This is a genomic window from Streptomyces sp. SCA2-17 (assembly GCF_044336695.1).
This window is the reverse complement of record NZ_CP117521.1, coordinates 3,280,173-3,294,298: the sequence shown is the minus strand read 5'-3', so window position 1 is coordinate 3,294,298 and position 14,126 is coordinate 3,280,173. Positions and strand designations below refer to the sequence as shown.

General features: G+C 72.5%; 15 protein-coding genes and 1 pseudogene. 12 read left to right on the top strand and 4 right to left on the bottom strand.

The window, feature by feature from the left end:
- Positions 1-50: 50 nt before the first annotated feature.
- The 5 genes from PS271_RS14770 (at position 51) to PS271_RS14750 (ending at position 3,834) form a co-directional block, all read left to right on the top strand.
- Complete coding sequence (locus PS271_RS14770; RefSeq protein ID WP_398382338.1) at positions 51-1,808, top strand: asparagine synthase-related protein; 1,758 nt, start codon at positions 51-53, stop codon at positions 1,806-1,808.
- Positions 1,799-2,113 carry a PqqD family protein gene (locus tag PS271_RS14765; RefSeq protein ID WP_398382337.1) on the top strand — a complete coding sequence of 105 codons (315 nt, stop codon included), beginning with the start codon at positions 1,799-1,801 and terminating at the stop codon, positions 2,111-2,113. The genes PS271_RS14770 and PS271_RS14765 overlap by 10 nt, the downstream gene beginning before the upstream one ends.
- Positions 2,110-2,595 (top strand): lasso peptide biosynthesis protein, encoded by a 486-nt coding sequence (locus PS271_RS14760; RefSeq protein WP_398382336.1) that lies wholly within the window; start codon positions 2,110-2,112, stop codon positions 2,593-2,595. The genes PS271_RS14765 and PS271_RS14760 overlap by 4 nt, the downstream gene beginning before the upstream one ends.
- A gap of 73 nt (positions 2,596-2,668) precedes the next feature.
- Complete coding sequence (locus tag PS271_RS14755; RefSeq protein ID WP_398382335.1) at positions 2,669-3,124, top strand: PH domain-containing protein; 456 nt, start codon at positions 2,669-2,671, stop codon at positions 3,122-3,124.
- A complete protein-coding gene (locus PS271_RS14750) occupies positions 3,121-3,834 on the top strand; it encodes a prolyl oligopeptidase family serine peptidase (protein WP_398382334.1) in 714 nt (237 codons plus the stop codon). The genes PS271_RS14755 and PS271_RS14750 overlap by 4 nt, the downstream gene beginning before the upstream one ends.
- Before the next feature lie 63 nt (positions 3,835-3,897).
- Here the strand turns inward: PS271_RS14750 and PS271_RS14745 are convergent, their stop codons facing one another.
- Complete coding sequence (locus PS271_RS14745) at positions 3,898-4,320, bottom strand: STAS domain-containing protein (protein ID WP_398382333.1); 423 nt, start codon at positions 4,318-4,320, stop codon at positions 3,898-3,900.
- Between the two features lie 540 nt (positions 4,321-4,860).
- On the opposite strand from PS271_RS14745, the gene PS271_RS14740 reads away from it, so the two are divergent.
- The 5 genes from PS271_RS14740 to PS271_RS14720 all read left to right on the top strand — a co-directional run bounded on the left by PS271_RS14740 (position 4,861) and on the right by PS271_RS14720 (position 8,470).
- The gene (locus tag PS271_RS14740; RefSeq protein ID WP_194960660.1) at positions 4,861-5,025 is read left to right on the top strand and encodes a hypothetical protein; all 165 of its coding nucleotides are present in this window, start codon (positions 4,861-4,863) and stop codon (positions 5,023-5,025) included.
- 22 nt (positions 5,026-5,047) lie between these two features.
- Complete coding sequence (locus tag PS271_RS14735; protein WP_398382332.1) at positions 5,048-5,341, top strand: Dabb family protein; 294 nt, start codon at positions 5,048-5,050, stop codon at positions 5,339-5,341.
- A 150-nt stretch (positions 5,342-5,491) separates the two neighbouring features.
- Positions 5,492-6,439, top strand: coding sequence for an RNA polymerase sigma factor SigF (locus PS271_RS14730; RefSeq protein WP_398382331.1), 948 nt, complete (start codon positions 5,492-5,494; stop codon positions 6,437-6,439).
- A 187-nt stretch (positions 6,440-6,626) separates the two neighbouring features.
- Complete coding sequence (locus tag PS271_RS14725; protein WP_120755190.1) at positions 6,627-7,460, top strand: RNA polymerase sigma factor SigF; 834 nt, start codon at positions 6,627-6,629, stop codon at positions 7,458-7,460.
- 773 nt (positions 7,461-8,233) lie between these two features.
- Positions 8,234-8,470, top strand: coding sequence for a hypothetical protein (locus tag PS271_RS14720; protein WP_398382330.1), 237 nt, complete (start codon positions 8,234-8,236; stop codon positions 8,468-8,470).
- Between the two features lie 12 nt (positions 8,471-8,482).
- On the opposite strand, the gene PS271_RS14715 is transcribed toward PS271_RS14720, so the two are convergent.
- Entirely contained in the window at positions 8,483-8,710 is a 228-nt protein-coding gene (locus PS271_RS14715) for a hypothetical protein (protein WP_398382329.1), read from the bottom strand.
- Positions 8,711-8,931: 221 nt separating this feature from the next.
- Here PS271_RS14715 and PS271_RS14710 point away from each other — a divergent pair, with 221 nt between their 5' ends.
- Positions 8,932-9,372 (top strand): MarR family winged helix-turn-helix transcriptional regulator, encoded by a 441-nt coding sequence (locus PS271_RS14710; protein ID WP_398382328.1) that lies wholly within the window; start codon positions 8,932-8,934, stop codon positions 9,370-9,372.
- Positions 9,373-9,552: 180 nt separating this feature from the next.
- Positions 9,553-11,100, top strand: a pseudogene (locus tag PS271_RS14705) (MDR family MFS transporter); the annotation flags it as partial.
- A gap of 195 nt (positions 11,101-11,295) precedes the next feature.
- Here PS271_RS14705 and PS271_RS14700 read toward each other — a convergent pair.
- Together PS271_RS14700 and PS271_RS14695 are read right to left on the bottom strand one after the other, a co-directional pair.
- Complete coding sequence (locus tag PS271_RS14700; protein WP_398382327.1) at positions 11,296-12,069, bottom strand: TetR/AcrR family transcriptional regulator; 774 nt, start codon at positions 12,067-12,069, stop codon at positions 11,296-11,298.
- 504 nt (positions 12,070-12,573) lie between these two features.
- On the bottom strand, positions 12,574-14,076 hold the full coding sequence (locus PS271_RS14695; protein ID WP_398382326.1) for an MFS transporter: 1,503 nt from the start codon (positions 14,074-14,076) through the stop codon (positions 12,574-12,576).
- Positions 14,077-14,126 lie beyond the last annotated feature (50 nt).

Here is a 14,126-nt window from a genome sequence, read left to right as displayed (position 1 = left end):
GACCGCGACCGGCGCCCGGTGCCCGCGCGAGCGATGCCGGAAGGGAAGTCATGGAGACCGTGCCCGTGCCCGACGGCGGCCGCCCCGGCGGCCGCCCTCCCGTCGGCGACTACCTGGGCTGCTACGGACGGGTCCCGTTCGGCGGCCAGGCGCCCCGCATCTCGTACGTCAGCGCGCCCTTCGGCCGCCGCCCCGCCTGGTCGGACCCCGGCCGCCACCTCGTCCAGTGGGCGGTCCCGGGGACCCCGCGGGTCCCGTACCCCTCCGAGCGGGAGAGGCTGCTGCTGACCGGCGTCGTCCGGGGCCCTGTGACGCCCGCTTGGGTGAACCGCCTCGCCAAGGCCCTCAAGGAGGGCCGCCACGCCGAACTGGCCCGCATGCCCGGCGCGCTGTCCGGCGCGCTGGTCTCCGACCACAGGGTGTTCCTCTTCCGCAGCGCCACCAGCGAAGAGGCCCTGCACTACCGCCGCTCCCGGGACCTGCTGCGCTTCTCCACCGACCCCACCGACCTCCTCGACGGGCCCGGCGAATACGGCCGCGAGGAGCTGTGGCGCGCCTGCCGCGGCGACATGGTCTTCGTCTACCCCGGCATCGCGCGCGTGCCGCCCGGCACGGTCGTCACCCTCGAACACGGCTCCGCGGCCACCGCCGCGTACGACCCCGTGACGCCACTGGACCTGCCCCCGCGCACGACGATGGCGGAGTTCGCGGAGGCCGCCTGGGAGCTCGTGGTGGAGGCCGCCCGCCCGTACGCGGGCCGCGGCCGGACCGGCATCCTGCTCAGCGGCGGCCTGGACTCCGCGGCCGTGCTCGCGGCGCTCGTGGAGTGCGGCGCGGACGCGGTCGCCTACCACTACGCCACGCGCGACCCGCTGGCCGACGAATCGGCGTACGCCCGGGCCGTCTGCGACCACCTGGGGGTGCCGTTCGTCCCCGTCCCCACGGACCACGGCGCCGGATACCTGGACGAGCGCTGGCAGTTCCCCCACCCGTACAACCACCTGGCCTACCGGTGGCTGGAGCAGATGGCCGAGCGCGTCGCCGCGGACGGCATCACGTTCCTGGCCTGGGGCCGCGAGGGCGACCGGATCTTCGGCCCCGCGCGCTACGGCCTGCACGACGTCCTCACCGGCGACCTGCCCGCGCGGGAGAAGGCGACGCTCTGCCGCGGCCTGCTCACCTCGCGCTGGGAGCTCCCCCGCATCCTGCGCAGCGCCTCGCCCCGCACCTCCCTGCTCGACGACCTCGTGCCCGCCGGCGGCGCCGTGCGCCCCGCGGACTTCCTCACTCCTCTCCCCGGCGCACCGGCGGACGTCTTCGACACCGGCCACGCGCCGCAGGAGCACTGCGCGAACCTCACCGTCTGGCGCCCCCGCGGCATCCAGCTGTGCAACCCCCTCGGCAGCAAGGGGCTGCGGAGCCTGGCCGCACGCCTGCCGCACGCGTACCGCCTCCTGCCGCACCAGGGCCGGCTGATCACCAAACCGGTGCTCCGCCTGATGCTCTCCGGGCGGTTCCCCGACACCGTGTGGCGCCGCCACGGCCGGCTGTGGCTCGGCTCCCCGCACAAGGACTACGTCCTGCGCCACCCGCACGTGTTCGCCGGTCTGCTCGGCGGCCCGGACGCCCACCTCGTCCGCCTGGGCGTCGTCGACCCCCGGCGGCTCGCGCACGTGCTGGCCGAACCGGCAAGGCTGCGCCTCAACGCGGAGAGCCTGATCGGCACCGCCATGACCGAGCTGTTCCTGCGGAGCGACGCACGGCGGACCCCGCCGGGCGGACTGAGAGGGCGGACCGCATGCCCCTGATCGGACTGGCCGGACACGCCGTCTTCGACGACACGGACGGCGCGGGCGTCATCCTCGACACCCGGCGCGGCGTCTACCTGTCCCTCAACGCCACCGCCACCCGCATGCTGCGCACCGCCCTGGCGTGCGACTCCGTGGAAGCGGCGGTCGCCCGCCTGCGCGAGGACTTCGACGCGGACGACGAGACGCTGGCCGCCGGGCTGGCCGGTCTCGCCGCCCGGCTGGGCGAGCACGCTCTGCTGGAGGAGGACGTTCGCGCCGCGCCCGCCCCGCGCCGGTGGGGCCGCCGGAGGGAGGTCCGGTGAGCGCGAGCACGGACTGGGCGTTCTTCCTGGACGACCCCGGCGAGGGCGCGCCGGTCCCCGCCGTCCCGCACCGGCTGCGGGCCGCCGCCCTGCTGCGCACGGCCCGGGCGCTGTGGCTCTACCGGCGGCGCGGCTGGCGCGGGGCGCACCCGTACGTGTGCCGGGTCCGGCCCGTGCGGGGCTCGGCGGCGCTGTCCGGGCTGCCGCCCGCGACCGCGGTCCGGCTGGCCCGCCGGGAGATCCTCGCCGCCCAGCTGGTGCTGCGCGCGATGGTGCCCAACGGGCTGTGCCTGCCGAGGTCGTTGGCTCTGACCGTGTACCTGTGCGCGCTCGGGCTGCCCGCCCGGATGACGGTGGCCCGGGGCCGCGCCCTGTCCACGCCGGCGAACGCGTTCCACTCGTGGACCGAGCTGCACGGGGCGGTCCTGACCGACAACCCGGACGTACGGCTGGGGTACACGGTGCTGCAACGGGTCCCGTGATCCGCACGCCCTTGTCTGTGCCGATCGATTGTTCTAGCGTGATGCAAACAAGGTGATCCGGGGGTGGGTCGGCATGGCGGTCTGGAGCCGTACGGTCGTGGCGCGTTGGATGGTCGCCCTGGGGGCGGTGTCCGCCGTGGCGTTCGTCGTGGCGGGCGTGCTGGTGGGCGCTCAGGCGGCGCTGTTCCTCTGGCTGCTGGTGGCTTCGGCGGCCCTGGTGATCAGCGGGGCGGTGCGGGTCACCGTGACGGACCGGGGCGTGACCGTGCACTCGGCCGTGCTCCCCCTCGTCCGCCGCCGGATACCGCACTCCCGCATACGGGAGGCGTCGGCCAGGCAGTCCCGCCCGCAGGAGCTCGGCGGCTGGGGGTACCGCTGGCTGCCCGGGCGGACCGCGGTCTCGCTGCGCGCCGGCGACGCCCTGTGGCTGGAGCTCGCCTCCGGGAAGTTCTTCGTCGTCACGGTCGACGACGCGGCGGAAGCGGCGGCGCTCGTGAACGACTACGTGATGCGGACGGCGGACAAGTGAACAAAACCCTCACCCTCACCCCGGCGGGCAAGGCCATGGACGTCTACGGGCCGGCCGGCGGCGGCGCCGCGCCCACCGTCCTGCTCTGGCACGGCATAGGCCCGGACGAGCGGGACATCATGCGGCCCGTCGCGGAAGCGGCCGCGGCGCAAGGGGTCGTGGTCGTCGTCCCGGACTGGCGCTCCGACGCGCCCGACCGCGGGAAGGCGCACCTTCTGGACTCCCTGGCGTTCGTACGGGAGCGAGTGACGGATTTCGGCGGGGACCCCGGCAGGATCGTGGTGGCGGGCTGGTCGGCGGGCGCGGGAGCGGCCGTCGCGACGGCGCTGCGGCCCGGCCTCTTCGGCGGCCTGCCGCCGGCGGCAGTGGTGGGCATAGCGGGCCGGTACGACGTCCCCGCCCGGACCACGGGTTCAGCCCCGGTGGAGGACCTCGCGCACGCGGCGCCCGTGCCGGTGCTGCTGGTGCACGGCACCGAGGACGAACAGGTGGACGTCCGCAGCAGCAGGGAGTTCGCCGCCGCCCTCCGCGCGCACGGCCTGCCCGTACGGCTGGAGGAACCGGCGACGGACCACGCCGGGGTCATCATGAGCGCCTACGACCCGGAGCTCGGCCGCCTCCGCGCGAGCGGCGCAGGGCACGCCCTGGAGGGCGGCCGGACCACGGCCCGGGTGCTGGCCGAGGCGGCGAAGGGGATCACGGCGCCCTGACCTCGCCGGGTCCTGACCTCACGAGTCCTGACTTCGCCGGGTCCTGACCTCACGGAGCCCCGTTCAGGCGACGCTCCCGTCCCGCGGCCCGGGCTCCTCCGCCGCGAACTCCGTCTGTACGAGCTGGACGGACGGGACCGCCGGAGCGGACGGCGGGAAGGCGTCCACGATGTCGAAGGCCGCGTCCACCCCCGACACCCGCATCACTCGGGCCACGCGGGGCACTCCCCGCACCACCCTCAGCCGCCCGCCCCGGCAGAGCATGCGGTGCCGGGCTCTGAGCAGCAGGCGGAGCCCGCTCGCGTCCAGGAAGGTCACCCGGCGCAGGTCGATCACGATATCGGCGCGCCCCCGCTCGGTCAGCGCGTCCACGCGCGGCCCGAGCTCCTGCTCCGCCAAGATGTCCAGCTCACCGTGCAGTTCAATGATGATCGCGCCGCACGCCACACGCTCCCGCATGGCGAAGGCGGGCTCTTGCGCGCCCATGTCGCCCCTCACCGACCTCCCTCTGCCCCTCACTTCCGGCACCGCGCGTCCGCCGGTTGCCGGATACCTTTCTGGTGCCCCCGCAGTAGGCCGATCTCACCTTCGACGCAAAGCTGTCATCTCGCGTACAGGCGCGCCGCACGGGGCGCACGCGGGCGCGGGCGCTCGAAGGAGAAGGCGCGGGGGAGAGCAGAGGGAGAAGTGCAGGTCGGGGGAAGCGGCATCGGGGGGACAGCCGCTTCCCCCGGCGGGGCCACGGCCTCCAAGTACGGGCCGCAGTCGGGGGGAATCGCGCGGCCCGGACCCCGCAGTGAGGCCATGTCCCTGCCCGGCGGATTCCTGCCAGATCCGGTACGGGCACCCCCCATCCTCCGCCCCGCCCCGTCCGGCCCCGTACGGCGAAGGGCCCTGCTTGAGGGGCCTTTGGTCCTTAAAAGCCGTGTGAGGAAGCGGGCACGTTCCCGGCATTCGGGCAAACGTACGGTTAGACTCCGCCACCGGAGAAGGGGATCACGGGGATCACCGGGGAGGGAGTGCGCCATGGAGAAGGCGAAGAAGATCACGCTCTGGGCGCTCGGGATTTTCGTGGCCTACACCATCATCCACTCCCCCAAGCGGTCCGCCGAGATCGTCCAGATAGGGTTCGAGGGCATCTCGGACGCCGCCAAGAGCGTCGGCGAGTTCATGACCCAGCTGATCAGCTGACAGACCCGGCGTGGAGGCTGCCGTGATTCGTCATCTCGTCCTGTTCAAGCTCAACGAGGGCGTCCGGCGTGACGACCCGCGCGTCGTCGCCGGGGTACAGGCGTTCGAGGAGCTGGAGAAGGCGATCCCGGAACTCCGCTTCTGGGAGTGCGCCTGGAACATCTCCGAGCGGCCGATCGCCTACGACTTCGCCATCAACTCGGCCGTCGACGACGCCGAGGCGCTCCAGCGCTATCTGGACCACCCGGCGCATCAGGCGGGCGTCGCGCAGTGGCGCGAATTCGCCACTTGGGTGATCGCCGACTACCCCTTCTGAGCGCCCGCAGCGCACGGCCCCTCGCCACCTTGGCGAGGGGCCGTTTTTATGGTCAACACGATGTTATGGGGTTCTTGCACACAGTGCACATGTCTTGTGATGCTATGACCGCTTTTGCCGGATGAGTTGACCATGAAGGGTGGCAGAACCGTGTCGGCCCGAACCGTCCCCGAAGCCCCCCTCCAGGAAACCCCTGCTCAGCACCCGGACTCCGGACCCGGCACCGTGCCCGGCTCCCACGAGCCCCCCTCCCGCGCCCCTGATGCGCCCGGTGCTCCCGATGCCCCCGACACCTCCGGCTCCCCCGAGGCCGCCGATCCCGATCACCCCAGGAGCCGCGGCGCGGACGCCAGGGCGCTCACCCAGGTGCTCTTCAAGGAGTTCGTCGGCCTGGAGCCCGGCACGGCCGAGCACGCCCGGGTGCGGGCCGCGCTCATCGAGGCCAACCTGCCCCTGGTCCGCTACGCGGCCGCCCGGTTCCGCAGCCGCAACGAACCCATGGAGGACGTGATCCAGGTCGGCACGATCGGCCTGATCAACGCCATCGACCGGTTCGACCCGGACCGCGGCGTGCAGTTTCCGACCTTCGCGATGCCGACCGTGGTCGGCGAGATCAAGCGCTACTTCCGCGACAACGTCCGCACCGTGCACGTGCCGCGCCGGCTGCACGAGCTGTGGGTGCAGGTCAACGGGGCCAGCGAGGACCTGACCGTGCTGCACGGCCGCACGCCCACCACCGCCGAGATCGCCGAGCGGCTGCGGATCCCCGAGGACGAGGTGCTGGCCTGCATCGAGGCCGGCCGCTCGTACCACGCCACCTCGCTGGAGGCCGCGCAGGAGGGCGACGGGCTGCCCGGCCTGCTGGACCGGCTCGGCTACGAGGACCCCGCCCTCGCCGGGGTCGAACACCGGGACCTCGTGCGCCACCTGCTCGTACAGCTGCCGGAGCGCGAGCAGCGCATTCTGCTGCTCCGCTATTACAGCAATCTGACGCAGTCCCAGATCAGCGCCGAGCTGGGCGTCTCGCAGATGCACGTATCCCGGCTGCTCTCGCGGAGCTTCGCCCGGCTGCGGTCCGCAAATCGAATCGAAGCCTAACCCTCATGGGTGACCCCCTCCCCATACGAGGCGGCAGATATGTCGACTTGACGCTACAGCGCGTTGCCGACATGTGACATTCTGCTGGAACTGCGTTTGCCACAGCTCGGCCTCCGGTATTCAGGTGGGGGCCAACCCCTCGTGCGAGGGGCCCGCTGTGACCCGTCCGCGACCTCAAGGGGGTGGCATGTCCGTAGACCTGGGCAGCGCGAAGGTGCTCGCCACCGACGCACCGCACGCCGTGCTCGACGACTGCGAATCCATCGACACCCGCACCCTCTCCCGTTCCCTCTTCTTGCGCCTGGCCACGCTCGACCGGGACAGCGCGGAGCGCGCCTACGTCCGCGACACCCTGATCGAGCTCAACCTCCCCCTCGTGCGCTACGCGGCCGCCCGCTTCCGCAGCCGCAACGAGCCCATGGAGGACATCGTCCAGGTCGGCACGATCGGCCTGATCAAGGCGATCGACCGGTTCGACTGCGAACGGGGGGTGGAGTTCCCCACCTTCGCCATGCCGACGGTCGTGGGCGAGATCAAGCGGTTCTTCCGGGACACGAGTTGGTCGGTGCGCGTGCCGCGCCGGCTCCAGGAGCTGCGTCTCGCCCTCACCAAGGCCAGCGACGAGCTCGCACAGAAGCTCGACCGCTCGCCGACCGTCCCCGAACTGGCCCTGTGCCTGGGCGTCTCCGAGGACGACGTCGTCGACGGCCTGGCCGTGGGCAACGCCTACACCGCCAGCTCGCTCGACTCGCCCTCCCCCGAGGACGACGGCGGCGAGGGCTCCCTGGCGGACCGCCTCGGCTATGAGGACAGCGCGCTGGAGGGCGTCGAGTACCGCGAGTCACTCAAACCCCTGCTGGCCAAACTGCCACCACGGGAACGGCAGATCATCATGCTGCGCTTCTTCGCCAATATGACGCAGTCACAGATCGGCGAGGAGGTCGGCATCTCCCAGATGCACGTGTCCCGGCTCCTGACCAGGACGCTGTCGCAGCTCCGCGAGGGCCTCATCGCGGACTAGGCCCACTGCCACGGGAGATCTTCACGGGGGAATCTTCACGGGGGATCGCTCACCACCGACCACCCACGACCGCTACCACCCCACGGCGAGCCGCACGGGGGATCGCCGGCCCGCACCACCCGACTCTGTACTCCTGATTGACCGTCAGCCACACTGGGCCGATGCGCCGGAAGACGATCGTCTCCGCATCCGCCTCAGCCGCGGCGGCCGCACTCGCCCTGGGAGCCGTTCTCGCAGGTTGCGGCGGCACCGACCGCGACGCCTACGTCGCCTCCGAGGCGGCAGGCCCCGGCTCGTCCTCCCACCCGGTGGGCGGAGCCGTTCCGCCCGATCAGGGCGTCGAGCTCTACTCCTTGCCCGCGGCACCACCCGGCCGCACATCGGGCTCTCCCGGCCCGGGCCGCTCCAGGCTCCCGGCCTCCGCACCGTCCGCGCCCTCGGCACCGTCCGCGCCTTCTTCGCCGGACGCGCCGTCCTCGCCGCCTTCGTCAGCAGGGCCGCACGGCAACGGTGCACCGTCCTCCGGCCGCGGCACGGATGCCCGTAACGGCGCCCGGACCCCGTCGGCCCCCTCACGCCCGGGCCCCGCACGGCCCTCGGCGCCCGCGACCACTCCGTCGCCCCCCGGAAAGCCCTCACAGCCCTCGCGGCCCTCACAGCCCCCACGACCGCCCGGTGACGGCGGCCGGCCGCCCGCGCCGGCCCGGCTCGACGCCGGCACACCGCGCCGATCGGCGGACGACGAGGCCCGGCGCTGGTGCGAGAAGGTCACGGTGCCGCTCACCAACTCCGGCGGCAGTCCCGTCACCACGGGTACCGTCACCTTCGGCACGCACGTGATCGACCTGCTCGGCATCGACTGGGCCACCCTCACCTCGTCCCAGCCGCTCCCGGTGCCGATCGAGGCGGGCGCGGCGGTCGAGGGGACGTGGACCGTGTGCGTCGACGCGTGGCGCGTGCCGTGGGGCATGCACGTCGAGACGCGCGACGTGAAGGTGGAGTGGAGCTGACCGGCGCGGGCCCTAGCCCAGCGCGAGCCAGACCACTGCCGCGACGACCACGACGGCCGCAATCACTCCGGCGATCACTCCGGCACCGGGGCCGGACGACCGGGTGGGCGCCGGCGCCGCGCGCCTGCCGCCCGCGGGGCTCGCGGGGCCGCCCTGGCCCTCGTCGACGAAGGCGCGGAACATCTGCGTGCTGCCCGCGGGGTCGTAGCTCTCGGGGTTCTGCTGATGGGGGTTGGCCATAGGCCAGGACCCTAGCGAAGGAGGGACGGGCGGTGCGCGGCGCCCCGCCCGGCACCCTGCTCACCGAGGCACTCCGTCCACTTCGCTCCCGACCTGCGGCTTTACGGCCCGTTGGAATCCTTGGCCCTACCTTTACCCACGGAAACCGCTTTTCGCTTGCCTATAGCAACCAAATTCTGGTTACATCGTTGCCCTAAGCAACTGAAGTGGGTGGGGGGCGCATGGCCGAGCAGGAGCAGTACGAGGAGCTCGCCCGGCAGCTCAGCGCCGTCGCCGCCGTCCGGCGCGACCTCGCCCGTGTACTCCCGGCGGACTGCTCGCCGGCCGCGGCCTTCGTGCTGACGGTGCTGCGGCAGTACGGCGAGATGCGCATGAGCAAGCTGGCCGAGCTCCTGCTCACCGACATGTCGGTGACCAGCCGGCACGTCGCGTACGCGGAGGGCCGGGGCTGGATCGAACGGCACCCCGACCCCGCGGACCGGCGGTCCCGGCTGCTGTGCATCAGCCCCGGCGGCGAAGCCCTGCTCCGGCAGGTCTCCGGGCGCTACACCCAGGCGCTCGCGACCTGCCTGCGGGACTGGCCGGCGGAGGACGTCGGCCGGCTGATCGAGCTGCTCGGCCGGTTCCGCGCCAGCTTCGACGGCTGCCGGCCCCGTACGTAGGCGCGTACGGACCCCCGCGGACGCACCACACCACCCGCACGCACCGCGCGCGTCGCACGCAGACGCACGCCACGACCCGCACTCGCACTCTCACCGCAAAGGAACTCAATGGCTACGACCACACCGGCCGGTGTGGGGGGCGGCCACGCCAAGCACGGCGGCCAGGACGCCGGCGCCCCCATGACTCACCGGCAGATCATGGAGGCGCTGTCCGGGCTGCTGCTCGGCATGTTCGTCGCCATCCTGTCCTCGACGATCGTCTCCAACGCGCTGCCGGAGATCATCTCCGATCTGCACGGGAGCCAGTCCTCCTACACCTGGGTCGTCACGGCCTCGCTCCTGGCGATGACCGCGTCCACCCCGCTCTGGGGCAAGCTCTCCGACCTCTTCAGCAAGAAGCTGCTGGTCCAGATAGCCCTGATCGTCTACGTCGCGGGCTCGGTCGTGGCCGGCCTCTCGCAGAACACCGCCACGCTCATCGCCTGCCGCGCCGTGCAGGGCATAGGCGTGGGCGGCCTGTCCGCCCTGGCGCAGATCATCATGGCGGCGATGATCTCCCCGCGCGAGCGCGGCCGTTACAGCGGCTACCTCGGCGCGACCTTCGCCGTCGCGACCGTCGGCGGCCCGCTGCTCGGCGGCGTCATCACCGACACCGACTGGCTCGGCTGGCGCTGGTGCTTCTACGTCGGCGTGCCCTTCGCCGTGATCGCGCTGATCGTGCTCCAGAAGACGCTGAAGCTCCCCGTCGTGAAGCGGGACGTGAAGGTCGACTGGCTGGGCGCGTTCTTCATCAGCGCCTCGGTCACGCTGCTGCTGGTGTGGGTCACCCTCGCGGGCAAGAACTACGACTGGATCTCCTGGCAGACGTACGCCATGGTCGGCGGTTCGATCGCGCTCGGCGCGATCTTCGTCTTCGTCGAGTCCAAGGCCGCCGAACCGATCATTCCGCTGCGGCTGTTCCGCAACAAGACGATCACCCTGTCGTCGGCGGCGAGCCTCTTCGTCGGCGTCGCGATGTTCAGCGGCACGGTCTTCTTCTCGCAGTACTTCCAGCTGGCGCGCGGCAAGTCGCCGACGATGTCCGGCGTGATGACCATCCCGATGATCGGCGGCCTGTTCCTGTCGTCGACGATCTCCGGCCAGATCATCACCAAGACCGGCCGCTGGAAGATCTGGCTGGTCAGCGGTGGCGTGCTGCTCACGGCGGGCCTCGGCATGCTCGGCACGATGCGCTACGACACCCCGTACTGGCACCTCGCGATCTACATGGCGCTCCTGGGCCTCGGCATGGGCATGATGATGCAGAACCTGGTGCTCTGCACGCAGAACCAGGTCGCGCCCAAGGACCTCGGCTCCGCCAGCTCCGTCGTCACCTTCTTCCGCTCCCTCGGCGGCGCGGTGGGCGTCTCGGCGCTCGGCGCGGTGCTCGGGAACCGGGTCACGGACTACGTCAAGGACGGCCTCGCCGCGCTCGGCCCGCAGGGCGCGGCCGCCGCGGCCAAGGGCGGCGGCTCCGGCGGCGGCATCCCCAAGCTGGACGCGATGCCCGCGCCGCTGCGCACGGTCGTCGAGAGCGCCTACGGGCACGGGGTGGGCGACGTCTTCCTCTACGCGGCGCCGTGCGCGCTGCTGGCCTTCGTCCTGACGCTGTTCATCAAGGAGGTCGCGCTGCAGGGGCGGCCGGGAGCGGCCGCGGCGGCCGGCTCCTCCTCCGAGGAGAAGGAGACCGCCCGGCAGGGCGGCTGACAGACCCCGTCGGCCGGGGCGCGGAATCGAGCGGAGACGCGCCCCCGGTCAGGCGGACACCGGGATCCGAACGGCATGACGATCCCGGGGACGGGCCCCGGTGGTGGCGCGCGCAAAGGCAGGGGACGGCCTGCGCGCCACCGCCGGGGCTTCGTTGTGTCCCCGTTTCGGGGGTGCTCAGTTCGGGCGGTCGCGCATGACCTCGATGCCGGCGATCACCGTGTCGAGTGCGTACTCGAAGTCGCGGTGCCGCATTTCCGCGATGCTTCCCCCGCTGCCCCAGTCCGCGGTGATCTCGGCGGCCTCCGGGTAGGTCTCCGTCCACTCCGGGCTGTCGTGGACGATGCCGATGACCTCCCGGAAGTAGTCGTCCTCGCTGACGCCCGCGGCCCGGCAGCGCTCCTTGTACAGGTTCTCGATCGTGCAGAAGCCGTAGACGAACTGGAAGACGGCGCCGAGCGCGCCGGTGAGCCGGTCCTGGGGGACGCCGCTGCGGCGCATCACCGCGAGCGTGGCGTTCGAGAACGCCATCGAGCGGGGGCCGAGGTTGAGGAAACGGCCGAGGAGGCTCGGGGCCCACGGGTGGGCGGCGAGGGTCCGGCGGTACGCCTCGGCCAGGCCGCGGAGCTGGTCGCGCCAGTCGGCGCTGTCGTCGGACGGGTCCGGGAGCGTCATCTCGCCGCAGATCTCGTCGAGGGCGTACTCGAGGAGGTCGTCCTTGTTGTCGACGTACCAGTAGACCGACATGGCGGTCACGCCGAGCTCGGTGGCGAGGCGCCGCATGGAGAACTTCTCCAGGCCCTCGGCATCGAGGAGGCGGATGGTCGCCGCGACGATCCTGTCGCGGTCGAGGTTGCCCTGGTCGTCCCCGCGGCGCGGGGCGGAAGCCGGCTTCCCGGCCAGCCACACACTGGTCCGCGGACCGCTCGTCTGCCTACCGCCGCCCGCCATCGCCCTGCGCCTCCCTGTCCACAACCTACGCCCGAAATGCTATGCCCTGCGACGAAGCCGCCTGGTCGACGGCGGCCCCACCCTCGCGGGCGGACCGCCCAAACATCCCCGCCGCAACGGCGAGCAACCACGCCCCGACCTGACCGGCGGTGCCGGACTCACAGCCGCCGGACCGGCACCGCCGACCACCACCACGAGGGCTGATCACCGCTGCGGCGGATTCAACAGGGCCGGGCCCCAATGGCCCCGCCGCGAGGCCGATCGTCGCCGGCCGGTCCACCCTCGCGGGCGGGCCGCCCGAACAACCACCGCCGCAACGGCGAGCAACCACGCCCCGACCTGACCGGCGGTGCCGACCTCACTTCCGCTCCGGCCCCGCCGGGCCGGCCCCCTTCGGGCGGGCCGCCCGAACAACCCCGGCGCCGCCGAACCCCGCGCCGCCGGGCCCACCCCCGTGAGGGCCCGGCGGCGCCGGAACCGCGCCCCGGACGGCGAGCCGCACGGCTAAGACGCGCGTTCCGCCCTCCGCAGGAGGAGCGCCGCGGTGAGGCCGCCCGCCAGGACCGCCGCCGCGCCGACCAGCTGGCTGGTGTGGACGCCCGTGGCGAACGCGTCCGCGATCGCGTCCCGCTGCGCGTCCGTCCGCGCACCGGCGAGCGCCGCCGGCAGCGACCCCGCCCCCGCGGCCACCGCGGGGACCAGCGCCGCGAAGCGCGAGTTGAGGACGGCGCCCAGCACCGCGACGCCCAGCCCGTTGCCGCACTCCTGGAGCGTGCCGTTGACGCCCGCGCCGACGCCCGCCTTCTCCGGCGGGATCGCGGACATGATCGCCGTGGCCATGGCGGGCATGGACAGCGCGATGCCGACACCCATCAGCACGAGCCCGAAGAGCATCCCGCCGTACCCGTCGGCACCCAGCACCGCGATCGCCGCGAGCCCCGCCGCCAGCAGCCCCATGCCGCCGGCGATGGAGACGGGCGTGCCGACCTTCGGCAGGAGCCGCGCCCCGACCCCGGTGAGGTTGAGGACGACGATGACGAGCGCCAGCGGCGACATCCGCAGACCGGTCTCCAGCGGGTCGTACCCGAGCACGAGCTGCAAGTGCTGCGTGAGCAGGAAGAAGGACCCGCCCATGCCGAAGGCGACGAGAATGGAGCCGGAGACCGCACCCACGAAGCGCCGGTTGCGGAAGAACGACATGTCGAGCATCGGGTAGGGCGCCCGCCGCTCCCACACCGCGAACGCGGCCAGCACGACCACGCCCACGCCCGCGGAGACCAGCACCCGCCCGGACGTCCAGCCGTGCCCCGGCCCCGAGATGATCGCGAAGGTGACCCCGGTCATGCCGATCGTGGACAGCAGCGCACCGAGCAGGTCGGGCCGCTCACCGGCCGGGTTCTTGGACTCCGGCACCCACTTGAGGACGGCCAGCAGCCCGAGCAGCGCCACCGGCAGGTTGATCAGGAAGATCGAGCCCCACCAGAAGTGGTTGAGGAGCGCCCCGCCGATCAGCGGCCCGGCGGCGAAGCCGAGCGAGCTCACCGCGCCCCACAGCCCGATCGCCTTCGTCCGCTCGGCCTCGTCGAAGACCTGGACGATGACGGCGAGGGTCGTGGTCATCAGCAGCGCACCGCCGATGCCCATGCCCGCCCGCGCGGCGATCAGCTGCCCGGTCGTCTCGGACAGGGCTCCGCCGAGCGAGCCGATCCCGAAGAGCGCGAGCCCGACGGCGAGCAGCTTCTTGCGCCCGTAGCGGTCGGCGGCGCTGCCCGCGGTGAGCAGCAGTCCGGCCTGGACCAGCGAGTACGCGTTGATCATCCACTGGACGTCGGACGTCGCGGCACCCATCTCCTCGGTGAGGGACGGGATGGCGACGGTGAGCACGGTGTTGTCGAGCAGCACGGTGAGCTGGGCGAGGCAGATCACGCCGAGCACCAGCCAGCGCGTGGGATTGCGCTGCGGCAACTCCTCCGCAGCGCTTGGTGATTCCTTGGTCGGCGCGGTCATGTGAGATCCCCCTTGTACGGTGTACGACTACCGGTCGGCGTACACCGTAC

Coding starts and splice junctions, on each gene's coding strand:
- PS271_RS14770 (WP_398382338.1), top strand. CDS start 51: ATGGAGACCGTGCCCGTGCCCGACGGCGGCCGCCCCGGCGGCCGCCCT.
- PS271_RS14765 (WP_398382337.1), top strand. CDS start 1,799: ATGCCCCTGATCGGACTGGCCGGACACGCCGTCTTCGACGACACGGAC.
- PS271_RS14755 (WP_398382335.1), top strand. CDS start 2,669: ATGGCGGTCTGGAGCCGTACGGTCGTGGCGCGTTGGATGGTCGCCCTG.
- PS271_RS14745 (WP_398382333.1), bottom strand. CDS start 4,320: ATGGGCGCGCAAGAGCCCGCCTTCGCCATGCGGGAGCGTGTGGCGTGC.
- PS271_RS14740 (WP_194960660.1), top strand. CDS start 4,861: ATGGAGAAGGCGAAGAAGATCACGCTCTGGGCGCTCGGGATTTTCGTG.
- PS271_RS14725 (WP_120755190.1), top strand. CDS start 6,627: ATGTCCGTAGACCTGGGCAGCGCGAAGGTGCTCGCCACCGACGCACCG.
- PS271_RS14715 (WP_398382329.1), bottom strand. CDS start 8,710: ATGGCCAACCCCCATCAGCAGAACCCCGAGAGCTACGACCCCGCGGGC.
- PS271_RS14710 (WP_398382328.1), top strand. CDS start 8,932: ATGGCCGAGCAGGAGCAGTACGAGGAGCTCGCCCGGCAGCTCAGCGCC.
- PS271_RS14700 (WP_398382327.1), bottom strand. CDS start 12,069: ATGGCGGGCGGCGGTAGGCAGACGAGCGGTCCGCGGACCAGTGTGTGG.
- PS271_RS14695 (WP_398382326.1), bottom strand. CDS start 14,076: ATGACCGCGCCGACCAAGGAATCACCAAGCGCTGCGGAGGAGTTGCCG.